We start from the raw sequence: 24,911 nt of genomic DNA on the forward strand, positions 1-24,911 counted from the left end.
CTCTATAAATGAAGGTTTTGCAGAGGTCTCAGACCTCTTATTTTCTCAATAAAGTTTTTAAATGTTTGGAATGTGGGGATTTATTTTGTAATTTAGCAGCTTGGAAGTGAAGCCCTAAACGGCTTAGAACGAAAATAAACGGCCTTTACGGCGATTTTAGACGAAAAGAATCATTCTAAAAATAATATAAATAATAATGGACGAAAATCAGACTATTGATCATGACAGAATCATGAAAATCAACATTGAGGAGGAAATGAAGTCTTCGTACATCGACTATTCAATGTCGGTGATTGTAGCTCGTGCACTCCCTGATGTGCGTGATGGATTTAAACCAGTACACCGTCGTATCCTCTATGGTATGCTGGGTATTGGAAATACAAGCGACAAACCTTATAAGAAATGTGCCCGTATTGTGGGTGAAGTGCTTGGTAAATACCATCCTCATGGTGACTCTTCAGTTTATGGTGCGTTGGTACGTATGGGACAAGAGTGGAACATGCGTTATAAACTTGTTGATGGTCAAGGTAACTTCGGTAGCGTAGATGGCGACTCTGCTGCCGCCATGCGTTATACCGAGTGTAGACTTTCAAAGATGGGTGAACATATCATGGATGACTTGGAAAAAGAAACCGTGGATATGGACAATAACTTTGATGACACTTTACAGGAACCTTCGGTGATGCCGACAAAGATACCAAACCTACTTGTAAATGGTGGTAATGGTATTGCTGTAGGTATGGCGACCAACATCCCGACACATAATCTTGGTGAAGTTATTGATGGATGCTGTGCTTATATCGATAATCCGGATATAGACTTAGATGGATTAATGCAGTACATCAAGGCTCCGGATTTCCCAACCGGTGCATATATATATGGTATACAAGGCGTACGTCAAGCATACGAGACAGGACGCGGACGTATTGTTATGCGCGCCAAAGCCGAAATAGAGAGCGATGAGAATCATGACAAGATTGTTATTACCGAAATTCCTTACGGTGTAAATAAGGCTATGCTCATTGAGTATATTGCGGAACTGGTAAAGGAAGGCAAACTCGATGGAATCAGTAATGCCAACGACGAGAGCGGTCGTCAAGGTATGCGTATTGTCATAGATATTAAGCGCGATGCCAATGCCAACGTTATCTTGAATAAACTGTTTAAGATGACAGCTTTGCAAAGTTCATTCTCGGTGAACTGTATTGCACTGGTCAAAGGGCGTCCACGCCTGTTAAGTTTAAAAGAATGTGTTAAACACTTCGTAGACCATCGTCATGATGTAACGATTCGCCGTACTCAATATGATTTGAGAAAGGCTCAAGAACGTGCTCATATTTTGGAAGGACTAATCATAGCATGTGATAATATTGATGAAGTCGTACATATTATTCGTGCTAGCAAGACTCCAATGGAAGCTCAAAGAAACTTGGAAAAACGTTTCGAACTTGACGAGCTACAGAGCAAAGCTATCGTAGATATGCGATTGAGCCAGTTGACTGGCCTGCGTATGGATCAACTGCATGCTGAATATGAAGAATTGGAAAGACAAATAGAATATTACAATCAGATACTGACAGATCCTGAACTTTGTAAGAAAGTGATGAAGGATGAGTTGTTAGAGGTAAAAGAAAAGTACGGTGATGAGCGTCGTACAGAAATCAAATATTCTAGCGAAGAGTTTAATCCGGAAGATTTTTATCCCAATGATCCGGTTGTTATTACTGTAAGTCATATGGGATACATTAAACGTACTCCATTAAGTGAGTTCCGCGAACAAGCTAGAGGTGGTGTCGGTTCAAAAGGGGCACGTCATCGTGAACAGGACTTTACTGAATTTATCTATCCGGCAACCATGCACCAAACAATGTTGTTCTTTACAAGAAAAGGGCGTTGTTACTGGTTAAAGTGCTTTGAAATACCTGAAGGTGATCGTAATTCAAAGGGACGTGCTATCCAAAATATGCTCAACATAGAACCAGACGATGCTATCAATGCAATTTTGCGTCTACGTGGTTTGGATGATGAAGAATTCATCAACTCTCACTATGTCGTATTTGCGACGAAGAATGGTACGGTTAAGAAAACCTCTCTTGAGGCTTATTCACGTCCCCGTGCTAATGGTGTCATCGCAATCAATATTGCTGAGGGTGATGAAGTTATAGATGTTCGTTTGACAAATGGACGAAATGAACTTATCCTTGCAAACAGAAACGGACGTGCCGTAAGATTCAACGAGGATACAATTCGTACTATGGGACGTACAGCAACCGGTGTACGCGGTATGCGTCTTGACGAGGACAAAGAAGATCAAGTTATTGGTATGATTGTTGTTGATGATCCTGAGAAAGAGACTGTTATGGTTGTTTCTGAGCAAGGATACGGTAAACGTTCGGATGTAGAAGATTATCGTGTGACCAATCGTGGTGGTAAAGGTGTGAAAACACTTGCCATAACAGAAAAGACCGGTAAACTTGTCAGTATCAAGAATGTAACAGATGATAATGACTTGATGATTATCAATAAGAGTGGTATCGTTATTCGTCTAGCTGTTTCGGACGTACGTACAATGGGACGTGCTACACAGGGAGTCCGTCTTATCAATCTTGCTAAAAAGAATGATGTCATTGCTAGCGTATGTAAAGTAATGAGTTCTGAGCTAGAAGCTACGGTAGAGGAAGAAAGCCGAAGTCAGTGGGCACAGAAATCAGAACAGTTTAAACAAGACTCTACAGCAGGAGAGAACACAGACGAAGACACAGCTGTTCATGAAGAGACAGATAACGAAGTAAGTGAATAATAATATTAAACTTTTAAACAACTTAAGTATGAAAAAAATGATGATTGCAGCAATGGTGTTACTTGGTACATCAGCTGTATTTGCTGGAGACAGTGAACCTCTGAAAGCCATCTTGAAAGCTAAGACGTTTGCAGAGGCAGAAAGTCTTCTTAAAACAAATTTGAGCCAATTGGCTAATGCAGCTGAAAAGGCTGCTGCTTATAACAAACTGGTGGATTTAGCCATGGATAAAGTTGGAAAAGAGCAAGCTGTCATAAATTCTAACCAAATGGCAGTACAGTTCAAACAAGGTAAGGTGGAAGCCTATGATACCTTGGGATTCTATAACGCTGTTTACAATGCAATGAATAATGGTATGCTTGGCAATGCCTTTGATCAACAGCCGAACGAAAAAGGAAAGATAAAGCCCAAATTCGAAAGCTCGAATAGCAACCGTCTCTACAACATTCGTCCACAGCTGATTAACGGTGGTCAAGAGTTTGGCAAAAAGGAAAATCAAGCAGAAGCCCTGAAATATTTTGGTTTATATGTTGATAGCTCTGAAGATCCTCTGTTTAAAGGAATTGACAAAACAAAGAATCCTGATCAATATCTTGGCGAAGTTGCTCGGGTAGCAGCTGTATATGCTTTCCAGAACAAAGATTTGGAGCGTGCCAACAGATATTGCGATGTAGCAATGAAGGATACCGCAGTATATAAAGAGGCTTTGAATCTAAAGATGTATCTGATGCAACAAGGACTCAAAACAAAGACCGACTCATTGCAAAATGTAGAAACCTTAAAAGGAATTTATGCTAAAGATCCTAAAAATGAGCAGATCTTTGCAACTTTGGCTAATATGTATGGTAGCCTAAAAATGGCTAGCGAACAGACTCAGTTCATTAATGACAAGATAGCACAAGATCCAAAATGCTTCTCGGCTTGGGCACTGAAAGGTCAAAATGCAATGAATGCAAACAAGCTAGATGAAGCAACTTCTAGCTTCAAGAAGGCTTTGGAAATAGATGGAGAAAACGTTGTTGTACTTACTTATCTTGGTTTTACAATTAATGCTCAAGCAGGTGCTATCAGTAATGATGCCGCTGGCCAAAAGAAACTCTATGAGGAGAGTACTGCAATCTTGGAAAAAGCTCGCAGTTTAGACCCTAACCGCGAAAAAGCCAATTGGAGCTATCCTCTATATCAATGCTACTATTCTCTTTATGGTGCAAATGATGCACGCACTAAAGAGATGGAGTCTCTAAACAAGTAAAGGATATTGAATGAAAAAGAATCTCTATTTGTTTCTACTTTTTTGGATCTCTTTATCGATACAAGGTAAAGATGTTTCACCACGTACTACCGCAAAAAAGCTGAATAAACAAATAGAGGTTCTTTTACAAAAAATAGAAGGTAGACAATATCAAAAAACAGACTCGGCAACTTATTATAACAATGTATCTGAAATAATAAAAATGGCATTGTTATGTGATTTTTACGATGTACAAGCTTCAAAGAGTCTGCATGATATACTAACCTATCGTTCAAAGAATGTCAAACGCTTGAGTGGGTATTTAGAGACATTAATAGATGCAGGAAGGTATTATTATCGACATAGGCAGAATGATTCTGCTATTAATGTCTTTAAGTTCTATCTGGATTGTACAGAAAGTGCTTTATTCCATGAGCAAAAATATATTCAGGGACAAGCTGCTTATTATATAAGCTTACTTACTTATGGAAAAAAGGATTATATTACATCAGAACAATTCGCAGATGTAGCATTAAGGGATATTAATTATGCAAAGGAAGCCGCTAAGATAAAAATAAATTGTATGAGGATGGGATTAAAGAACAGTGCTGATTCTATCCAATATTATTCTGTTCTTTCTGCCCTTCATCGAAAGGCTCCTGAAGATGAATTATATTTTAAGCTATTGATAGAATATCTATCATCGCCGGGACATAAACGTCAGCTGAAAGAATTTGCGAGCACAGAAGTCCGTATCAGACCACACAATAAATTGGTTTGGGCCTTGAAAGGAGAGACAGATATGAAGTCCCAACAATGGGATAATGCTATAGTTTCTTTTAACAAGGCACTTTCTATGGATTCGACTATGGTGAAAGCCGTTTATAATATAGGTTTATGCTATTGTTCAAAAGCCATGTATTTAAGGAGGGAGTTTGAAAACGATAGTGGAAAAATAAAGCGAAAAGATTTTCAACTGATAAAGAAAGAATTAAATCAAGCTGCTATGTGGCTGCGAAAAGCGGAATCATTAGATCCTAATGAGGAGATTGTTAAATGGAAGTTTCCATTACAAAAGGTAATAAAAGTTTTAGGTAATTAGTTGAATTATGATAGGTAAGATAAAGATTATCATTTGCGTGCTGATATTTTTTTCTTTAGGCACAAATGCTCAAAAGAAAGAAATGGCACAAGCAAGGAGCGACATAAAGAGTGGTAAGAATCTAGAAAGAGTTGAACAAAGCATGAAACAGCTTTTAAAAGATTCGGCAAACAGAACAAATGAAAAGATATGGCTTCTTTTGTTTGAAGCTCAAAAAAAACAATATGAGCAAGGAAATGAGAAGTTATATTTAAAACAAAAGTATGATACTGCAAGATTATTTAATTCTTGTCTCAATCTATTTACTACCTTGGAAGGATTGGATTCTTTAGATGCTCGCCCTGACAAGAAAGGAGAAATAAAACTAAAATATAGAGCAAAACATTCGGAATTACTGAATGTATATCGACCCAACTTATACAATGGAGGTATTTATTTCCTCAACAAACAAGATTTTAAAACTGCATATCACTTCTTAGATACATATATAAATAGCGCAGACCAGCCTTTATTTAGCGCATATAAATATCTAGAAAAAGATAAGACATTACCAGTAGCAGCCTATTGGGCCGTATATTGCGGATATAAGATGGGGGATACAAAGGCAACCTTGCATCATACCTATTTAGCATTGAAAGATACGGCTCATTATGCCATGATGTTACAATATCTTGCAGAAACTTATAAACTTGAGAATGACACTGCTCGTTATGTACAAACCTTGAAGGATGGATTCTCTAAATATCCTAAATTTCCATTTTTCTTTCCCCGTTTAGTAGACTACTATTCTGACTTACGACAAAACAATAAAGTTTTAGAAGTCTGTAAACAAGCATTAAAAGCTGATAGTACGAATACTATATTTAAATTTGCAATGAGTACTACATTGTTGAATATGGGACAATACGAAGAATGTATTAGATTATGTGACGACTTACTGAAACAAGATAGTTCTATGGTTGATGCCTATTTAAATCTAGGATTGGCATATTTCAATCAAGGTATAGAGATTGATAAGAAAACAGGAGATCAAGTTAAGAAAAAAAAGATGATTATACAATCATATAAAGCTGCTTTACCTTATCTACAAAAATATAAGACATTAGCACCCAATCAGAAAGATAGATGGGGATTGCCACTCTATACTATCTATTTAAATTTAAATATGGGCAAAGAGTTTGATGAAATTGACCACATATTAAAACAAAGAAAATGAAAGGATTAGATAATATACAACAGAAGCTAGGAATCAAGTTGAATGGTATGCAAGAGGCTGCCATGAACGCTATATTACATACTAACAAAGATATACTTGTACTTTCGCCAACAGGGTCAGGAAAGACATTAGCTTATTTATTGCCATTAACTCAACTTCTGAATCCTGATAATCCACAGATCCAAGCTGTCGTTATAGTTCCGGGGAGAGAACTGGCTCTGCAATCATCAGAAGTATTGAATAATATGGGCAGTGGTTTGAAAGCTATTGCCTGTTATGGTGGGCGTACTGCTATGGAGGAGCATCGACATACGAAGCAAGTTTGCCCCCATATAATCTTTGCAACTCCCGGACGACTGAACGACCATCTTGATAAAAACAACTTCAATATAGACAATATTAAGTTTATTATTATTGATGAATTTGATAAGTGTTTGGAGATGGGGTTCCAAAATGAAATGAGTCGTATATTTGAAAAATTGTCCCATGTAGAACGGCACATTTTATTGTCTGCTACAAATGCAAAATCTATACCTCAATTCGTCCAAATGGGCAGAACAGAGAAAGTTGATTATCTCTCTACCGAACAAGTGCCGGATAGAGTAACCATATATAAAGTAAAAAGCCCTGTAAAAGATAAATTAGAAACATTAAGACAGCTTCTTTGCGATATAGGAAATCAAAGTAGCATTGTTTTTCTAAATTATCGAGATAGTGTAGAAAGAACTGCCTCTTATTTGGAACAAAATCGTTTTACAGTTAGTGCTTTTCATGGCGGTTTAGAACAAAAGCAACGTGAAGATGCTTTGTATAAATTCACTAATAAAAGTGCCAATATACTTATTAGCACAGATTTAGCATCTCGTGGACTTGATATTCCGGATATTGCAAATATCATTCATTATCATTTACCGGAAAACGAAGATGGTTATATACATAGAGTAGGAAGAACTGCAAGATGGGATAAGATGGGAAAAACGTTCTTTATCCTTGGACCTGACGAAGCCCTTCCAGATTATATAGATGGCAATATGGTGGATTATCAAATTTCAGAGGAACTACCAGAGCCCCCTAAGCCTCAAATGGCGACATTGTATATAGGAAAGGGAAAGAAAGATAAATTAAGCAAGGGGGATATCGTAGGCTTCTTATGTAAGAAAGGAGGACTGCAAATCACGGAGATTGGCCGCATTGATGTGAAAGATAGATATACGTATGTTGCAGTCTCACATCCTCGACTACAACATGTACTGCAATTAGTCCAAGGGGAGAAGATTAAAGGGGTACGTACTGTGATAGAAGAAGTTAAATAAATAGCTTGTTTATAACATAATGTCATAAAATAATAGGAAATAATAAAAAGTTGCTATTTTATTTTGAAAAATAAAGGAAAAATAGTAACTTCGCCACAACAAATTAATTCACTAGAACATTTATTTTATAACTAAAAATATTTTCAGATGAAGAAGTATAATTTTAATGCAGGTCCTTCAATGCTTCCTAGAGAAGTGATAGAAAATACTGCCAAGCAGATTTTGGACTTCAATGGGAGTGGGCTGTCTCTTATGGAGATTAGCCATCGAGCTAAAGACTTCCAACCTGTTGTAGATGAGTCGGTCGCCTTAATCAAGGAACTGCTTAGTATTCCTGAGGGCTATTCCGTAATATATCTCGGTGGTGGTGCTTCTTTACAGTTTACTCAAATACCTGCTAACTTTCTCATCAAAAAGGCTGCATACCTAAATACTGGTACATGGGCTAAGAAGGCTATGAAGGAAGCCAAGCTGTATGGTGAAGTTACTGAAGTTGCTTCTTCTGCTGATGCTAATTATACTTTTATTCCAAAGAGTTATACAATACCAACAGACGCAGACTACTTGCATATCACTACCAATAATACAATCTATGGAACAGAAATTCGCAAGGATCTAGATAGTCCTATTCCATTAATTGCAGATATGAGTTCTGATATCTTTAGTCGCCCTGTAGATGTCTCTAAATATGATGCAATATATGCTGGAGCTCAAAAAAATCTAGCTATGGCTGGTGTAACGGTCATCATTGTTAAAGACGAAAAATTAGGTAAGGTACCTCGCGAATTACCCACCATGTTTGATTATCGTACTCATGTAGATAAAGGTTCCATGTTTAATACTCCTCCTGTTGTTCCAATTTATTCAGCATTGGAAACATTACGTTGGATAAAGAAAAATGGTGGTGTTGAAGCTATGAACAAACTAGCTCATCAACATGCTGACATTGTGTACAACGAAATAGATCGTAATAAACTCTTTAAAGGGACTGCTGCTGAACAAGATCGTTCTGTCATGAATCTTTGTTTCGTGATGGCCGATGAATATAAAGAATTGGAAAAATCTTTCTTAGACTTTGCAACAGAACGTGGAATGGTCGGTATCAAGGGACACCGCTCAGTAGGAGGATTCCGTGCTAGTTGCTATAATGCCCAAACTCTCGAAGGCGTTAATGCACTTGTTCAGGCTATGAGGGATTTCGAGGCTAAGTACTAGTTAAGAATAACATCATAAAATGGTTGGGTGCTAGCGTATGGTTGTCGATAATAGAATATGACATTCACACTATCACCCAACTATTAGTTTATATTTGTTCAATCATTAAATCGCATAAAAGACATGAAAGTATTAGTAGCAACAGAGAAACCTTTTGCAGCTACAGCTGTCGAAGGTATTAAAAAAGAAATAGAGAGTGCAGGAAACCAAGTAATTCTCCTCGAAAAATACACTGATAATTCACAACTTCTTGAGGCTATCAACGACGTAGATGCCATGATTGTTCGTTCGGATAAGGTTACACCAGAAGTACTAGATGCAGCTAAAGCACTCAAGATTGTTGTTCGTGCAGGTGCTGGATATGATTCTATTGATACAGCTTATGCAAAAGAGAAGAATATTATTGTAGAAAATACTCCGGGGCAAAATTCCAATGCGGTGGCTGAATTAGTGTTTGGACTATTGGTCTATGCAGTACGTAATTTTTATAATGGAAAAGCCGGAACCGAACTAAAAGATAAAAAGCTAGGCATTCTTGCTTTTGGAAACGTAGGACGCAATGTAGCCCGGATTGCTAAAGGATTCGGTATGGATATTTATGCTTACGATGCATATTGTCCTGCTGAAGCAATAGAGGCTGCAGGAGTTCATGCTGTAAAGAGCCAAGACGAACTATTTCGGACCTGTGATATTATCTCTCTACACATCCCTGCTACTCCTGAAACTAAGGACAGTATTGATTATCGTACTGTCAATCAGCTTCCAAAGGGTGGCATTCTTATCAATACTGCTCGTAAGGAAGTTATCAACGAACCTGAGCTTATTAAATTACTTTCAGAACGTGCCGACCTTAAATATATCACAGATATTAAACCAGATGCAGATACAGATTTCCAGCAATTAGAAGGACGTTATTTTACTACTCCTAAGAAGATGGGAGCTCAGACAGCGGAAGCAAATACGAATGCGGGCATTGCCGCGGCTAAGCAAATCAATGCTTTCTTCAAAGATGGATGCACTAAATATCAAGTAAATAAATAGTAACATGGCTATCATCAAACCGTTTCGTGGCATCAGACCACCACGACAATACGTAGAAGATATAGAAAGTCGTCCATACGATGTTCTCAATTCCGAAGAAGCGAGCCTTGAAGCTAAGGGGAATGAAAAAAGTCTTTATCATATTATCAAACCTGAAATAAATTTTGAGCAAGGAACATCGGAATATGATCCTCGTGTGTATGAAAGTGCTGCAAACCATTTTCAGAAATTCCAAGATAATGGATGGTTGAAACAAGATACCAAAGAAAACTATTACATCTATGCACAAACTATGAATAACAAGACCCAATATGGTCTTGTTGTGGGTGCATATGTAGAAGACTATCTGAATGGTGTTATTAAGAAACATGAATTAACTCGCCGGGACAAGGAAGAAGACCGCATGAAACATGTACGTGTATGCGATGCGAATATTGAGCCTGTATTCTTTGCTTATCCTGATAATGCTGTACTCAACCAATTAATAGCACAATACACATCTACCAATCCTGAATATGATTTCATTGCACCAATAGATGGTTTTCGGCATCAGTTTTGGATTATATCCAGCGACGATGATATCAATACAATTACAAAAGAATTTGCCAAAATGCCTAATCTATATATTGCAGACGGTCATCATCGTTCAGCAGCAGCGGCATTAGTAGGGGCAGAAAAAGCAAAAAACAACCCAAATCATAAAGGAACTGAAGAATATAATTACTTCATGGCAGTATGCTTTCCGGCTAGTCAATTAACAATACTTGATTACAACCGCGTTGTGAAAGATCTTAATGGGTTATCATCAGAAGAGTTTTTAAAAGCCTTAGGAACTAATTTCTATATAGAGAAGAAAAGTTGTGAAAATTACAAACCTCAACACCTACATGAATTCTCTATGTATCTTGATGGCCAATGGTATAGTTTAAAGGCCAAAGATGGCACATACAATGATCTAGATCCTATAGGAGTTTTAGATGTTGATATCTCGTCTAGACTCATATTTGATGAAATATTAGGCATAAAGGATTTTCGTTCCGATAAACGTATAGACTTTGTTGGAGGTCTGCGTGGATTGGAAGAATTAAAGCGCCGGGTAGATAGTGGCGAGATGCGTATGGCAGTAGCATTATATCCAGTTACCATGAAACAGATTATGGATATTGCCGATAGTGGAAATATTATGCCACCTAAGGCTACTTGGTTTGAACCAAAGTTACGTTCCGGCCTTGTGATTCATAAACTCTCAGACTAATAAATGATAGACGAATTTAAGACTATAACATCTAAAATAGGCGAGGGGACTTACTCTGAAAAACGGAGTAAGTTTCTTGCTTTTTCTCACCACGTTTCTTCTGTTGAAGAAATTAAATCCTTATTAAGTCAATATAAAAAGAAATATTATGATGCACGTCATATCTGTTATGCATATATGCTTGGTGCAGATAGAACTGAATTTAGAGCCAATGATGATGGAGAGCCTAGTAGTACTGCCGGCAAACCTATTTTAGGGCAAATTAATTCTAACGAACTAACAGATATATTAATAGTTGTTGTTCGCTATTACGGAGGAGTAAATTTAGGGACTGGGGGATTAATTGTTGCATACCGTACAGCTGCGGCAGAAGCTATTGGTGCTAGTGAAGTTGTATACATGCCTATAGAAGAGACCGTTACTTACACTTTCACTTATCCTATGCTCAATAGTGTCATGCGTATTATCAAGGAACTAAATCCACGTATTGTTTCACAAAACTTTGATAACACATGCGAAATAGTCCTAGCTATTCAAAAGAGTAAAGCTAATTTATTAAGAGATAAACTCAGCAAGCTTATCTAAGAAACTTCAAAACAAAAAAGAGAACAACTTTCTATAAAAAGCTATTCTCTTGATGCGGAAGATGAGGGATTCAAACCCCCGATACCCGAAAAGGGTATACCGGATTTCGAGTCCAGCGCATTCGGTCACTCTGCCAATCTTCCAAAAGCCATGCAAAAATACAATTAATATTTTAGAAAGCAAAGGAAATTAACTAATACTTCAATGCTAATTTCCTATTTTTGATACTAATTTATATTTTTCCTTTCCTTCTATAGAAGTAGAAAGAACACGACAGTTTTTCTTTTTTTTCAACATCTGATCATGGATAGCACAACCACTACATCCATAACACTTATCATTTGCATGCTTAAAAGTCGTATATAGCCTAAAAAACGCAAATGATAATGCTAGGGTGATGATAAGAAATGTTATAATGTATTGTACTATCATCCTTAACAGTTCAGTTAATAGAACAATTGTAGCTATTTCTTCTACAGACAAGAAACTGCTACAATTGTTTTGTTTGTTTTATTAGAATGCAAACAAAGGATAATCCTTCATGGCTGCATTCACTTTCTCACGTACTCGTTGAATAGTCTGACTATCTTCCGGATTATTCAAAACCTCTTCTATGAGTTCTGCAACGAGCTTCATCATATCCTCTTTGGCGCCACGAGTTGTCATAGCAGCTGTCCCCAAACGGATACCACTTGTCTGGAAAGCACTTCTTGTATCAAATGGCACCATATTCTTATTGACAGTAATATCAGCAGCAACCAATGCATTCTCTGCAATCTTTCCTGTCAAATCTGGATACTTAGAACGCAAATCCACTAACATAGAATGATTGTCTGTACCACCACTAACGATACCAAATCCGCGCTGCATTAATTCGTCAGCAAGCACAGTTGCATTCTTCTGAACTTGAGCTGCATATACTTTCCAAGAATCTTGAAGGTTCTCACCAAAACCAACAGCCTTTGCAGCAATCACATGTTCTAGTGGTCCACCTTGGATTCCGGGGAATACAGCTGAATTCAAAAGCTGTGACATCATCTTCACTTCGCCTTTTTTATTTGTCTCTCCCCACGGATTTGGGAAATCCTTACCCATCAAGATGATGCCGCCACGAGGACCACGCAAAGTCTTATGAGTAGTACTTGTTACAATATGTGCATATTTAACAGGGTTATCAAGAAGTCCAGCAGCAATCAATCCTGCAGGGTGAGCCATATCAATCATGAGCAAAGCACCCACCTCGTCTGCAATCTTACGCATACGCTTATAGTCCCATTCACGACTATATGCACTACCCCCACCAATAATCAGCTTCGGCTTATGTTCGAGTGCCAACTTCTCCATCTCATCATAATCAACTCTTCCCGTCTCTCTATCAAGATTATAACCAATAGGGTTATAAAGGATACCAGAGGTATTGACGCTGCTACCATGCGACAAGTGGCCACCATGAGCAAGGTTTAGCCCTAGGAAAGTATCACCAGGTTTCAATACGGCGAAGAATACAGCTGCATTAGCCTGTGCTCCAGAGTGAGGTTGCACGTTTGCAAATTCCGCTCCAAAAAGCTTCTTTACACGTTCGCGTGCCAAATCTTCCACTTCATCAACAACCTGACATCCACCATAATAGCGTTTACCGGGAAGTCCTTCCGCATATTTGTTTGTAAGGTAAGAACCCATAGCTTGCATCACCTCATCGCTTACGAAGTTTTCAGATGCAATCAGTTCCATACCCTTAAGCTGACGCTGATGTTCTCTCTCAATAAGGTCAAAAATTTCTTGATCTCTTTTCATTGTGGCAATAATAATATGTAAAAATTAAACTATACCTATATTTGAAACAACTATACCAATTTTACTTGGTCAATAAATTGTTCTTTATCACAATAATGACACTTCAACACTCCATGCTCTTTATCTACCACATGGAATATAGTTTGCATGGGCTCATTATTCGTAATACATTTGGGATTGTTGCATTTCACAATGCCCTTCAACTCATCAGGAGTGCGAACCGTCTTCTTTTCTACTACTTCGTAGTCCTTGATGATATTTAATACGACATTAGGTGATATGACACTCAACTTGGAAATCTCCTCATCGGTAAAAAACTTATTTGAGACTTTGATAATACCTTTGCGTCCAAACCTTTTTGAAGCATAATTATTACCAACAGTGACGGGCGAATCTAGATTTTCCAACTCCAATAATGCTACCACCTGATAAGTCTTATCGGCCGGAATATGATCGATAACAGTGCCGTTCTCAATAGCAGCAACCAATCTTTCTTTCTTGTTGTTCATCTCCATTTTCATTAATCAATGATAGTTTTATCGGCCTTAACATCGTCCAATGTTATTCCCAAACAATAACAGAATATTGCCTCTCTTGCAAACAATCCGTTCTTTGCTTGTTGAATATAATATGCATGCGGATTATTATCTACATCGAATGCAATTTCATTCACGCGTGGCAGTGGGTGCATAATCTTCATATTTGGGCGCGCCTTACCCAACATATCATTGCGTAGGATATATACATTCTTAACACGTTCATATTCCATCAAATCAGAGAAACGTTCCTTTTGTACACGTGTCATATAGAGAATGTCGGCATCGGCTATGACGTCTTCATTGAAATCTTCGTGTTCTACATAGTGAATATGGTGTTCATTGCAGTAAATCTTATACTCTTTTGGCATGGCTAATTCAGGCGGAGCTATGAAATGGAAAGTTGGATTAAAGTGGCGCATGGCTGTGATGAGTGAGTGAACCGTACGCCCGTATCGCAAATCACCGACAAGATAGATATTCAAGTTTTCTAATGTTCCTTGGGTCTTATAGATAGAATACAAATCAAGCAAACATTGTGAAGGATGCATATGGGCACCATCGCCCGCATTGACTACCGGAACAGGAGCTACTTCCGAGGCATATTGAGCAGCACCCTCGATGTAATGTCTCATCGCAATAACGTCTGCGTAGTTGCTTACCATGAGTATCGTGTCTTTCAACGTCTCTCCTTTGGTAACACTAGATGCTTTCGCATCGCTGAAACCTATGACTTTAGCTCCTAGTCTGTTTGCTGCTGTTTCAAAACTCAACCTCGTTCTTGTAGAAGGTTCAAAGAACAATGTTGCTACTACTTTCCCTTTCAGAATCTCTCTATTGGGATGCTTCTCGAACTCTTGCCCCATCTCTATTAAATAAAGGATTTCCTCCTTCGTCAGATCGGCAATTGTTACAAAGTTATGTTTCTCCATCTAAAATGCGATTGATAGTTCCGTTTTCGTTTGCTAAATTACTCATATTTTTTAATTCAAGCCACTTAATTGTGAGAAAAGTTGTACTTTTGCCAAAAATAAAAAGATATACTGTCAAGTTATCTATAGACATTTTGACTATAATGAGAAAGACTTTCATACATCTCTTATGGGGACTATTGGCTACAGGTATAATAGCATGTGTTTTAGCTTTTACCGCCATTTGGAATGGTTGGATAGGCTATATGCCGCCAATAGACGATTTGCAAAACCCTATCAATCGCTTTGCCACACAAGTTTTTTCATCTGATGGTAAAGTCATTGGCACATGGAATATCAACAAAGAGAACCGTATTGTCGTTCCCTATTCAAAAATATCTCCAAACTTGGTCAAAGCCTTGGTTGCTACGGAGGATGTTCGTTTCTACAACCATTCAGGCATAGACTTCATCGCATTAGGGCGCGCTGTCATTAAACGTGGACTATTCGGACAGACTTCTGCAGGCGGTGGTTCTACCATAACTCAGCAGTTAGCCAAACAATTATTTTCTGATGTAGCCCACAGCACGCTAGAGCGTGTACTCCAAAAACCGATAGAGTGGGTGATAGCCGTCAAATTGGAGCGTAATTATACCAAAGAAGAAATCATTGCGCTCTATCTCAATTATTTCGACTTTTTACATAATGCTGTTGGTATCAAGACCGCTTCTAACACCTATTTTGATAAAGAACCCAGCGACCTTACCATTTGTGAGGCCGCCACACTCATTGGATTATGTAAAAATCCCTCATTGTTCAATCCGGTCAGATACCCCGAACGCTGTGTAGAACGTAGAAATGTGGTATTGTCACAAATGCAGAAAGCCGGTTATTTATCTACTGCCGAGTACAATCAATATAGCGATGAGCCATTGGCATTAAATTTCCATCGCATGGATCATAAGGATGGAACTGCCACTTATTTCCGCGATTTCCTACGCAGATATATGATGGCTTCTCAACCCAACATCAACGATTATCCTTCTTGGAATAAAGTGCAATATACGATAGACTCCATAGCATGGGCTAATGATCCCTTATACGGATGGTGTAACAAGAATTACAAGAAAGATGGAACACCCTATAATGTCTACTCAGACGGGCTGAAAGTATACACGACTATCGACAGTCGAATGCAGCGATATGCAGAAGAAGCCATGTATGGACATGTAGCTCAATACCTGCAAAAGGAGTTCGATAAAAGTAATCTGAACAATCCTGATGCACCGTTTTCCGGCGATTTAACCAAACAGCAAGTAAAAGATATTATGCGACGAGCCGTTCGTCAGAGTGAGCGCTATCGCATATTGAAGGCTCATGGTGCTTCCGATGCAGAGATAGATGAATCTTTTCGTACCAAGACCGAGATGACTGTATTCACCTATCATGGCGATATTGATACGCTCATGAGTCCGATAGACTCAATCCGCTATAATAAATCATTCTTACGTGCAGGCTTTATGAGTATGGATCCAAAGAATGGTTATGTGAAAGCTTATGTGGGTGGGATGGACTTTACCCACTTCATGTACGACATGGTAACCGGTGGTAGAAGACAAGTTGGTTCTACCATCAAGCCTTTCCTCTATGCCCTTGGAATGGAAAATGGTTTCTCTCCTTGCGACCAAGCACCCAATGTGCAACATACATACATGGTAGCCGGCCGCCCGTGGACACCAAGAAATGCTAGCAGAAGTCGATATGGACAAATGGTAACACTGAAATGGGGACTCTCACAGTCCAACAACTGGATATCAGCTTACTTGATGTCTAAGCTTAATCCTCAACAATTTGTTTCCACACTTCATGATTTTGGCATCAACAATCCGGATATCCATCCATCCATGTCGCTATGCCTTGGTCCGTGCGATGTAAGTGTTGCCGAAATGGTAAGTGCTTATACCACATTTGCCAACCACGGTATTAGAACCTCACCTTTATTTGTTACACGCATAGAAGACAATGAAGGAAATATCGTTGCACGTTTCCAGCCTCGAATGAACGAGGTGATTAGTGCCGAGAGCGCCAACAAAATGCTGGTTCTCATGCAAGCGGTCGTAGATGGAGGTACTGCCGGTCGCCTGCGTTATAAATACAATCTAGAGGGCGAGATAGGTGGTAAGACCGGTACTACCAATAACAATAGCGATGCATGGTTTGTAGGATTTACTCCCCAACTGGTTAGTGGTGTATGGGTAGGAGGTGAAGACCGCGACATCCATTTCAAAAACATGCAGATGGGGCAGGGTGCTACAATGGCTCTTCCTATATGGGCTTACTATATGAAAAAGGTTTATAGAGACCGTAGTCTAGGCTATGATACCCAAGCAAAATTCGGTTTACCAGAAGGATATAACCCTTGCGCCAATATTCCGGAAGACGATTTCAACGGCATAGACGAAGTTTTTGAATAGGGTAGAGGCCTACCCACCTTTGGCTGCAAAGCCAAGGCAGCAATATTGCAAAGTCTTAACAGCACTGCTGATACATTTGAACAGCAATTCTGTTGAGACTTTGCATTGAATCAAGAAAATATAAATGAAATAATATTCCTATCTTCCCCAAAAGGAATAAAGTATTACCTATCATCAGCAACAAACATTTTCCTTTTATCGAGGCAAATAGATTGAGGCTGGAACAGCTTCATTGCTATAAGGCATATTTCTCTATGAACTGATTGAACTCTGCCGTATAACCATTGAACACATTGATATCGACTTCGCCCTTAATCCCGTTGACCCGACCATCAGGGCTCAATTGCCAATAAATCAATCTCACATCTGGCTTGTATTCACCATAACGGGCTATCCACACTTGGTAATCGCGCTTGATGTCGGGAGCTTCTTTCAAATACCTATTTACAAAAGACTGGCTAATGTAAAGAATCGGTTTTTGGTGTGTATGAGCTGCAACGATACGCAACCAAGTACGAACATGATTAAATAGTACCGTTGTTCCACCCATTTTTTGTATTTGCGCATGCGATGGTTCTACATCCAAAACAGGTGGAAAATCACCGTTGCGAAAGAGTGTATGCTTCAAAAAGAAAAGAGCTTGTGCCCGTGCGTCAGACGTTGTAGAGAAGAAATGGTATGCCCCGACATGATAACCATGCCGATGAGCCTCTATATAATCAGATTTATAAAACTTATTACGCACGGTTGTTCCTTCGGTACTCTTGATGTATATATACGATATAGGATAGTCAACATATCCCTGTATTCGCTTTTTACTAAGACTTCCTAAATGAGTAATACGTAGATTATTCCAGTTAATACCATATCGCTTTTTGCCAATGATATGCTGGTGCTTGGATATATCAATTCCATATATACGCTCAGAAGTATATGTCATTCGTTCGCCTCTGAATACTCCTTGTCTCCATTCTCCTGATTTTAATGCGTGGCGAGCTGTCATTCCCACGCCAAATCCATCTTGTCGATCATTCATCCAATGTCCCTCATAATATGAACCATCGTTACCGCGATACACGCCATGGCCACAAGCTTGTCCGAATTGATTGAATTGTCCCGTATATATACCTATAGAATCTTTCCGACTTCCCTCTACAAGCGTATCATTTTCCCATGTTGCAATATAGTGTCTCCCTATAGAATCTGTAAATTCTCCATATCCTTGGCGTTTATTAGCTCTCCATTCGCCTCTGTATATGATGCTGTCATGCCACAACAACATTCCATATCCGGAATATGCTCCATCAACGATACCACCTATATAGGTTGTATCCCCTTTTTCAACGGTTGTCGTATTACCAGTAGATAGTCCTTTACATCCCCAAAAAGAAAATATAGTAAGAAAGCCAATTGCTATTGCTGAATTCTTCATTTCAAAATATCTTTAGAGTCAACGCCACCTTTGTTTAACTTCATACCAACCATGTTACCATACTTAGTAAAGATAGGAGCACCACATTCTCCCAATGCAGTCGGCACAGGAAGAGAATCCCGACTGCTTAGCGAGAGAACTCCTTGCCAGAACATGCTTGCATACGGTATAATGCTAATAGCAAAAACATCTTTTGGTGTCTTCTTATCAATAGTTTGCATCAATGCGATTTGTCCTTTTGTCCCATATCTTACTAAAGAGCATTCTATAGAAGCTGATTTCTGCGAATGGCGTATATAGGCATGGTATTGATCAATTCTGTTGATTTTTAATTTCTTATTGGAAACATGAGCTGATAGTAAACGCAAAACGTGTTGAATCGTATCCATTCGTGAATGATTTATAGTTGCATGTTTCGCAACCAATTCATATCCTTCGTCTTTCACGCTGTGAACCTTCAAATAATATCTGTATTCATCTCTCTGTGCATCAAGATCCCTCAGTTTTTTCTGCAAACGGTTGATTTCCTTTTTCACAATAAGCACAGTTTCTTGCTCATTATAGACCGTTTTTACAGAATCTATGGCAGCCACCATTCTCCCTTTACAAACAGGAAAGAGCCATGAAGGCTTTATCCAAAATCCATGATACATTTGCGTACTCGTAATAATGGAATCCTTATTCCATGCAGGATGCTCCATTAGAGAATCATCACGAAGAGAGGAGAAGTAAAGAATGGGAGAATGATTTGATAACAATGTGAAATAAGAGACTCTTTTCATTGTAACCAATGAAGAAGTTAATTGCCGTTCATTTCCCGGCCAACACCGAACAACAATAAAAATCACCCATACTAAAATGATTGATATGGGGATGCCAATAAGCCATAATAAGCGCTTCATCTTTCTCTTAGTAGACAGATAATAATAATTTCCAATTTTATGCAAAGTTAGTCTAAAAATAAGACATACGTTCGTATAGATGAGAAAAGTTCTGTCATACAAAGTATTTTGGCATGTAATATTTGCAACAAAGCGTATTTTTGCGTATTTTTGCCACTCAATCAATTTACTTAAATAATCAATAAGATGAAACAGACAATATTGGTAACAGGCGGCACAGGATTTATCGGTTCTCATACTACTGTAGAATTACAGCAAGCAGGCTATGAAGTTGTCATTGTAGACAATCTGTCAAACTCTAAAATCGAAGTTCTTGATGGTATTGAGAAGATTACAGGCATCCGTCCCCAGTTCGAAAATGTAGACTTGAAAGACTATGAGGCAACAGAGAAAGTATTTCAAAAATATCCTAAGATAGAAGGTATTATTCACTTTGCAGCATCAAAAGCAGTTGGGGAAAGTGTAGAAAAGCCGTTGATGTATTATCGAAATAATGTCATTTCACTAGTCAATTTGCTTGAACTAATGCCAAAATACAATGTGAAAGGTATTATATTCTCATCAAGTTGTACGGTATATGGGCAGCCAACTGCTGAGAATCTACCGGTATCAGAATCTGCACCTATCCAGAAAGCATTGTCCCCCTATGGTAATACCAAGCAGATAAACGAAGAGATTATTCAAGACTATATTCATAGTGGAGCTAATGTAAAGAGCATTATCTTGCGTTATTTCAATCCTATTGGTGCTCACCCATCTGCCCTAATTGGCGAATTGCCCAATGGCACTCCTAACAATTTGATTCCATTTGTAACACAAACGGCAATTGGTGTTAGAAAAGAAATCACTATTTTTGGAAACGATTATTCTACACCGGATGGTACATGTATCCGCGACTATATCTATGTTGTTGATTTGGCTAAAGCCCATGTGAAAGCCATGGAACGTGTACTTGAAAAAGAAACAGAACCTTTGGAATACTTTAATGTTGGCACCGGCAAGGGAGAATCGACATTAGAGATTGTACAAGGTTTTGAGAAAGCTACAGGTGTCAAATTGAATTGGAAGTTCGGCCCACGTCGTGAAGGAGACATTGAAAAGGTTTGGGGAGATGTACGCAAAGCCAATGAAGTTCTTGGTTGGAAAGCAGATACTCCATTGGAAGATGTACTTGCCAGTGCATGGAAGTGGCAATTAAAACTGCGTGAAGACGGAGTTATGTAAGGTTTTGATAGTGTTATTTGTTAATAATAATTAACATCATGTTTCTAATCAATACAAAGTAGTTCTTAGAACATAAAAAGAATTACCTTTGCACCGCTATTACGAGTTGATAGCATAAAATTCAAACCTTATAATAAATAAATTAAATGGCAACAAAAATCAGATTACAGCGCGGCGGTCGTAAAGGCTACGCTTTCTACGGTATTGTTATCGCTGACGCTCGTGCACCACGTGATGGTAAATTTACTGAGAAGATTGGTACTTACAATCCTAATACCAATCCGGCTACTGTAGATTTGAATTTCGAACGTGCTCTCTATTGGGTAGAGACTGGTGCTCAACCTACAGACACTGTACGTACAATTTTGAAGAATGAGGGTGTATACCTCATGAAGCATCTTCGTGGTGGTGTAAAGAAAGGCGCTTTCGATGAAGCTACCGCTCAGCAGAAGTTCGACGCTTGGAAGAACGAAAAGACTCAAGGCGTAGACGCTGTACGCGCAAAGGTTGCAGACACAAAGAAAAGTCTAGCTGCCGCTGCATTGGAAGCAGAGAAGAAGATGAACGAAGCTATTGCAAAGAAAGTTGCAGACAAGAAAGCAGCATTAGCTGCTGAGACACAGGCTGCTGAAGCTACAGAGGAAGCTACAGAAGCACCTGCTGAAGAAGCTGCTCCTGCAGAAGCTTAATTACTTCTTTCAAAGTAATAACAAAAAGAGAGTAGAAGGATATATCTTTCTACTCTCTTTCTTTTTATAGCTGTTTTCTTATTTTAATAGAGACGATTTTGTTTTTATACTTTTTTAGTCTCTCACTTTCGCCTCTCTTCTATTATTATTGTAATTTTGCGTAACATAATATATCAAAATTACAATATGGCAGAATCTATTGACATTCGGGAATTAAATATAAGAATTGAACAACAGAGTGGCTTTATTACCAACCTTGTACAAGGTATGGATAAAGTAATAGTAGGGCAAAAACACCTCGTAGACTGTTTGCTGATTTCATTACTTAGCGATGGACACATTCTATTGGAGGGTGTCCCCGGACTAGCTAAGACTTTGGCTATCAAAACACTTTCTCAATTGATAGCCGCAGATTTTAGCAGAATACAGTTCACTCCAGACTTACTTCCGGCTGACGTTATCGGAACAATGATATATTCTCAAAAAGATGAGAAGTTTCAAGTAAAAAAAGGCCCGGTCTTTGCAAACTTTATTCTTGCAGACGAAATTAATCGTGCTCCAGCCAAAGTACAGAGTGCTTTATTGGAAGCTATGCAAGAGCATCAAGTAACAATTGGTGACAACACTTTCAAATTGCCAAATCCATTCTTGGTTATGGCTACCCAGAATCCAATTGAACAGGAAGGTACTTATCAATTGCCAGAAGCACAAGTTGACCGTTTTATGTTGAAAGTGGTTATTGACTATCCAACTTTAGAAGAAGAGAAGCTCATTATCCGTAAGAATCTGTTGTCGGATTGGGGGACAATAGCGCCTGTTACTTCTTTGGACGACATTGTTAGGGCTCGTTCTATCGTCAATCAAGTATACATTGATGATAAAATCACCCAATATATCGCAGATATTGTATTTACTACCAGATTCCCAGAGAGATACCAACTACCGGAATTAAAGGATTTGATTACATTCGGTGGTAGTCCTAGAGCTAGTATTAATCTTGCAAAGGCTGCACGGGCTTATGCTTTCATCAAACATCGTGGATATGTTGTTCCTGAAGACGTGAGAGCTATCGTGCATGATGTTATGAGGCACCGTATCGGTCTAAGCTACGAAGCAGAAGCCAATAATGTATCTACAGAGGAAATTGTATCAAAGATTATCAATAAGGTAGAAGTTCCATAATTGAATTTCATTGTAGTTATATTTAAGATTTATCAATCATAGAATTCATTTTGGAAACTCGCGATATTCTAAAAAAAGTAAGACGGATTGAGATAAAGACCAAAGGTTTGAGTCAAAACATCTTTGCCGGACAGTATCATTCAGCCTTTAAAGGTAGGGGAATGGCTTTCTCTGAAGTCAGAGAATACCAGTTTGGTGATGATGTTCGTGACATCGATTGGAATGTCACGGCACGTTTTCACCATCCATATATTAAGGTATTCGAAGAAGAACGGGAAATGACAGCCATGCTGCTGATAGATGTTTCCGGTAGCCTTGAGTTTGGGACACAAATCCAGATGAAACGAGATTTGGCTACAGAGATTGCTGCAACATTGGCATTTAGTGCGATCCAAAACAATGACAAAATAGGGGCAATCTTTTTCTCAGATAGAATAGAAAAGTATATTCCGCCTCAGAAAGGCAGGAAACATATTCTCTTCATTATCAGAGAGATGTTGGATTTCCAGCCTCAGAGTCGTAAGACAGATATATCATTCGCTCTCTCTTACTTTTCACGGATGATGAAACATAGAACTACTGCATTTGTCATAAGCGACTTCTATGATAAAAAATCATTCGAAAAAGAACTTCTTATTGCAAGTAGACGGCACGATGTAGTGGCTATTCAAGTTTATGACCAATGTGCAAAAGCATTACCAAATGTAGGTTTGGTAAATATCGTGGATGCGGAAACAGGTCATGAGATGATAATAGACACCAATTCCAAACTCGTTAGGAATGCCCATACCCAATATTGGAATCAAAGACAAAGAGTCTTGAAACAATTATTTGCAAAGGGACAAGTTGATTGGATTTCTGTAGCAACAAATGAAGATTATGTAAAGTCTCTCATGTATTTGTTTAAGCAAAGGAATTGATTATGCACGTTTGGATTAAAAGTTTCTTATTAAGTATTGCTCTTATTGGGCTCTTTCCTGTCTCTACTTTTGGACAAGTACAAGTTGTTCAAAAGATAGATTCTATATCTATTTTAATAGGTGAACAAGCTCATCTCACTATTGACATAACAGCTCCAAGGGGAAGTAAGGTCACCTTTCCAAAGCTAATGTCTGCCAAGCAAATTGTTCCCGGACTTGAGATCATTGAATCAAGTCCTGTCGTGCTTACTGATGCTGATGACAACCAAAGCAAATATTCCAAAACTATTACGCTGACAGCTTTCTCAGAAAAGCTATATGCCATCCCTGCTATCAAGGTTTTAATCAATGGAAAGAACTTTCAAGGTAATCCTCTTGCACTAAAAGTATTGACAATTGATGTGGATACTCTTCATCCTAACAAGTTTTATCCACCAAAAGATGTTCAGTCCAATCCATTCTTATGGAGTGAATGGGCTCCTTTATTTTTCTTGAGCATATTATTGCTTTTACTTTGTATATCAGCCATATACCTATATGTAAGACTAAAACAAAACAAACCTATTATCACAAAGATAAGGATAATTAAACATATACCACCTCATCAGAAAGCTCTTCACGAGATAGAGAAGATTAAATCTGACAAGATGGATATATCAGAAAATACGAAGGAGTATTATACAAAATTGACCGACACATTGAGATTGTATATCCAAGAGCGTTTCGGATTCAGTGCAATGGAAATGACAAGTAGTGAAATTATTTCTAAATTGCGCGATAATGGAGATCAAGTAATGCTAAACGAACTTCATAACTTATTTGAGACTGCAGACTTAGTAAAATTTGCCAAATACTCGACATTAATCAATGAAAATGATTTGAACTTAGTCAATGCTGTCAATTTTATAGACAGCACCAAACAGAATATTGAACCGAAAGAAGAACGTATAGTTCCACAACTGACAGAGAACGAATTGGAATCTAAGAAACAGCGCGTCATTATTAAAACAACAATTAGTGTTGTTATAGGATTTGCTGCGATTCTCTTCGGATATATCATGTATGCTATTTATCAATTAATTGGCTGAT

General features: G+C 38.3%; 20 protein-coding genes and 1 tRNA gene. 15 read left to right on the top strand and 6 right to left on the bottom strand.

The genetic code is table 11. The features are described from left to right. The first annotated feature begins 196 nt into the window (after positions 1-196). The 9 genes from gyrA to HMPREF3034_RS00490 all read left to right on the top strand — a co-directional run bounded on the left by gyrA (position 197) and on the right by HMPREF3034_RS00490 (position 11,758). Positions 197-2,800, top strand: coding sequence for a DNA gyrase subunit A (gyrA, locus tag HMPREF3034_RS00450; RefSeq protein WP_062432340.1), 2,604 nt, complete (start codon positions 197-199; stop codon positions 2,798-2,800). Between the two features lie 28 nt (positions 2,801-2,828). Next, complete coding sequence (locus HMPREF3034_RS00455; RefSeq protein ID WP_062432343.1) at positions 2,829-4,052, top strand: tetratricopeptide repeat protein; 1,224 nt, start codon at positions 2,829-2,831, stop codon at positions 4,050-4,052. A 10-nt stretch (positions 4,053-4,062) separates the two neighbouring features. Beyond that, positions 4,063-5,133, top strand: a complete 1,071-nt coding sequence (locus HMPREF3034_RS00460; RefSeq protein ID WP_062432346.1) for a tetratricopeptide repeat protein — start codon at positions 4,063-4,065, stop codon at positions 5,131-5,133. A gap of 7 nt (positions 5,134-5,140) precedes the next feature. Continuing rightward, positions 5,141-6,349 (top strand): tetratricopeptide repeat protein, encoded by a 1,209-nt coding sequence (locus HMPREF3034_RS00465; protein WP_062432349.1) that lies wholly within the window; start codon positions 5,141-5,143, stop codon positions 6,347-6,349. Next, positions 6,346-7,662, top strand: a complete 1,317-nt coding sequence (locus HMPREF3034_RS00470) for a DEAD/DEAH box helicase (RefSeq protein WP_062432352.1) — start codon at positions 6,346-6,348, stop codon at positions 7,660-7,662. Before HMPREF3034_RS00465 ends, HMPREF3034_RS00470 begins: the two co-directional genes overlap by 4 nt. Before the next feature lie 147 nt (positions 7,663-7,809). Then, a complete protein-coding gene (serC, locus tag HMPREF3034_RS00475) occupies positions 7,810-8,877 on the top strand; it encodes a 3-phosphoserine/phosphohydroxythreonine transaminase (RefSeq protein ID WP_036898693.1) in 1,068 nt (355 codons plus the stop codon). 123 nt (positions 8,878-9,000) lie between these two features. Further along, the gene (locus HMPREF3034_RS00480; RefSeq protein ID WP_062432355.1) at positions 9,001-9,918 is read left to right on the top strand and encodes an NAD(P)-dependent oxidoreductase; all 918 of its coding nucleotides are present in this window, start codon (positions 9,001-9,003) and stop codon (positions 9,916-9,918) included. Between the two features lie 4 nt (positions 9,919-9,922). Then, positions 9,923-11,173 carry a DUF1015 domain-containing protein gene (locus HMPREF3034_RS00485; protein ID WP_036898691.1) on the top strand — a complete coding sequence of 417 codons (1,251 nt, stop codon included), beginning with the start codon at positions 9,923-9,925 and terminating at the stop codon, positions 11,171-11,173. Between the two features lie 3 nt (positions 11,174-11,176). Next, positions 11,177-11,758: an IMPACT family protein gene (locus tag HMPREF3034_RS00490; RefSeq protein ID WP_036898689.1), complete on the top strand. Its 582-nt coding sequence runs from the start codon at positions 11,177-11,179 to the stop codon at positions 11,756-11,758. A gap of 55 nt (positions 11,759-11,813) precedes the next feature. Here the strand turns inward: HMPREF3034_RS00490 and HMPREF3034_RS00495 are convergent. The 4 genes from HMPREF3034_RS00495 to pyrB all read right to left on the bottom strand — a co-directional run bounded on the left by HMPREF3034_RS00495 (position 11,814) and on the right by pyrB (position 15,020). After that, a tRNA-Ser gene (locus tag HMPREF3034_RS00495) sits at positions 11,814-11,901 on the bottom strand. Positions 11,902-12,271: 370 nt separating this feature from the next. Next, a complete protein-coding gene (gene glyA, locus HMPREF3034_RS00500) occupies positions 12,272-13,552 on the bottom strand; it encodes a serine hydroxymethyltransferase (RefSeq protein ID WP_062432359.1) in 1,281 nt (426 codons plus the stop codon). Between the two features lie 50 nt (positions 13,553-13,602). Continuing rightward, a complete protein-coding gene (gene pyrI, locus HMPREF3034_RS00505; RefSeq protein WP_036898707.1) occupies positions 13,603-14,067 on the bottom strand; it encodes an aspartate carbamoyltransferase regulatory subunit in 465 nt (154 codons plus the stop codon). 5 nt (positions 14,068-14,072) lie between these two features. Further along, positions 14,073-15,020: an aspartate carbamoyltransferase gene (gene pyrB / locus HMPREF3034_RS00510; RefSeq protein ID WP_062432362.1), complete on the bottom strand. Its 948-nt coding sequence runs from the start codon at positions 15,018-15,020 to the stop codon at positions 14,073-14,075. Positions 15,021-15,163: 143 nt separating this feature from the next. Here pyrB and HMPREF3034_RS00515 point away from each other — a divergent pair, with 143 nt between their 5' ends. After that, entirely contained in the window at positions 15,164-17,473 is a 2,310-nt protein-coding gene (locus HMPREF3034_RS00515) for a transglycosylase domain-containing protein (RefSeq protein ID WP_062432365.1), read from the top strand. Positions 17,474-17,708: 235 nt separating this feature from the next. On the opposite strand, the gene HMPREF3034_RS00520 is transcribed toward HMPREF3034_RS00515, so the two are convergent. Beyond that, positions 17,709-18,905, bottom strand: coding sequence for a GH25 family lysozyme (locus HMPREF3034_RS00520; RefSeq protein ID WP_036898679.1), 1,197 nt, complete (start codon positions 18,903-18,905; stop codon positions 17,709-17,711). Beyond that, positions 18,902-19,807 (bottom strand): hypothetical protein, encoded by a 906-nt coding sequence (locus tag HMPREF3034_RS00525; protein ID WP_156431008.1) that lies wholly within the window; start codon positions 19,805-19,807, stop codon positions 18,902-18,904. Before HMPREF3034_RS00525 ends, HMPREF3034_RS00520 begins: the two co-directional genes overlap by 4 nt. Positions 19,808-19,993: 186 nt before the next feature. Between HMPREF3034_RS00525 and galE the strand changes: the two genes are divergently transcribed. From galE to HMPREF3034_RS00550, 5 genes are all read left to right on the top strand, one after another. Then, the gene (galE, locus tag HMPREF3034_RS00530) at positions 19,994-21,031 is read left to right on the top strand and encodes a UDP-glucose 4-epimerase GalE (RefSeq protein ID WP_036898675.1); all 1,038 of its coding nucleotides are present in this window, start codon (positions 19,994-19,996) and stop codon (positions 21,029-21,031) included. Between the two features lie 146 nt (positions 21,032-21,177). Then, on the top strand, positions 21,178-21,720 hold the full coding sequence (locus HMPREF3034_RS00535) for a 30S ribosomal protein S16 (protein WP_062432368.1): 543 nt from the start codon (positions 21,178-21,180) through the stop codon (positions 21,718-21,720). A 186-nt stretch (positions 21,721-21,906) separates the two neighbouring features. Further along, positions 21,907-22,902 (top strand): AAA family ATPase, encoded by a 996-nt coding sequence (locus HMPREF3034_RS00540; RefSeq protein ID WP_062432371.1) that lies wholly within the window; start codon positions 21,907-21,909, stop codon positions 22,900-22,902. 50 nt (positions 22,903-22,952) lie between these two features. Next, positions 22,953-23,822: a DUF58 domain-containing protein gene (locus tag HMPREF3034_RS00545; RefSeq protein WP_062432374.1), complete on the top strand. Its 870-nt coding sequence runs from the start codon at positions 22,953-22,955 to the stop codon at positions 23,820-23,822. A gap of 2 nt (positions 23,823-23,824) precedes the next feature. Further along, positions 23,825-24,910 carry a BatD family protein gene (locus tag HMPREF3034_RS00550; protein WP_062432378.1) on the top strand — a complete coding sequence of 362 codons (1,086 nt, stop codon included), beginning with the start codon at positions 23,825-23,827 and terminating at the stop codon, positions 24,908-24,910. Position 24,911: the final 1 nt, after the last annotated feature.

The sequence above is a fragment of the Prevotella sp. DNF00663 genome (genome assembly GCF_001553265.1).
Classification (GTDB): Bacteria; Bacteroidota; Bacteroidia; order Bacteroidales; family Bacteroidaceae; genus Prevotella.

Coding starts and splice junctions, on each gene's coding strand:
- pyrI (WP_036898707.1), bottom strand. CDS start 14,067: ATGGAGATGAACAACAAGAAAGAAAGATTGGTTGCTGCTATTGAGAAC.
- HMPREF3034_RS00455 (WP_062432343.1), top strand. CDS start 2,829: ATGAAAAAAATGATGATTGCAGCAATGGTGTTACTTGGTACATCAGCT.
- HMPREF3034_RS00465 (WP_062432349.1), top strand. CDS start 5,141: ATGATAGGTAAGATAAAGATTATCATTTGCGTGCTGATATTTTTTTCT.
- HMPREF3034_RS00535 (WP_062432368.1), top strand. CDS start 21,178: ATGGCAACAAAAATCAGATTACAGCGCGGCGGTCGTAAAGGCTACGCT.
- serC (WP_036898693.1), top strand. CDS start 7,810: ATGAAGAAGTATAATTTTAATGCAGGTCCTTCAATGCTTCCTAGAGAA.
- pyrB (WP_062432362.1), bottom strand. CDS start 15,020: ATGGAGAAACATAACTTTGTAACAATTGCCGATCTGACGAAGGAGGAA.
- HMPREF3034_RS00525 (WP_156431008.1), bottom strand. CDS start 19,807: ATGAAGCGCTTATTATGGCTTATTGGCATCCCCATATCAATCATTTTA.
- HMPREF3034_RS00550 (WP_062432378.1), top strand. CDS start 23,825: ATGCACGTTTGGATTAAAAGTTTCTTATTAAGTATTGCTCTTATTGGG.
- HMPREF3034_RS00540 (WP_062432371.1), top strand. CDS start 21,907: ATGGCAGAATCTATTGACATTCGGGAATTAAATATAAGAATTGAACAA.
- HMPREF3034_RS00470 (WP_062432352.1), top strand. CDS start 6,346: ATGAAAGGATTAGATAATATACAACAGAAGCTAGGAATCAAGTTGAAT.
- HMPREF3034_RS00485 (WP_036898691.1), top strand. CDS start 9,923: ATGGCTATCATCAAACCGTTTCGTGGCATCAGACCACCACGACAATAC.
- HMPREF3034_RS00490 (WP_036898689.1), top strand. CDS start 11,177: ATGATAGACGAATTTAAGACTATAACATCTAAAATAGGCGAGGGGACT.
- HMPREF3034_RS00520 (WP_036898679.1), bottom strand. CDS start 18,905: ATGAAGAATTCAGCAATAGCAATTGGCTTTCTTACTATATTTTCTTTT.
- HMPREF3034_RS00480 (WP_062432355.1), top strand. CDS start 9,001: ATGAAAGTATTAGTAGCAACAGAGAAACCTTTTGCAGCTACAGCTGTC.
- HMPREF3034_RS00460 (WP_062432346.1), top strand. CDS start 4,063: ATGAAAAAGAATCTCTATTTGTTTCTACTTTTTTGGATCTCTTTATCG.
- gyrA (WP_062432340.1), top strand. CDS start 197: ATGGACGAAAATCAGACTATTGATCATGACAGAATCATGAAAATCAAC.
- galE (WP_036898675.1), top strand. CDS start 19,994: ATGAAACAGACAATATTGGTAACAGGCGGCACAGGATTTATCGGTTCT.
- HMPREF3034_RS00515 (WP_062432365.1), top strand. CDS start 15,164: ATGAGAAAGACTTTCATACATCTCTTATGGGGACTATTGGCTACAGGT.
- glyA (WP_062432359.1), bottom strand. CDS start 13,552: ATGAAAAGAGATCAAGAAATTTTTGACCTTATTGAGAGAGAACATCAG.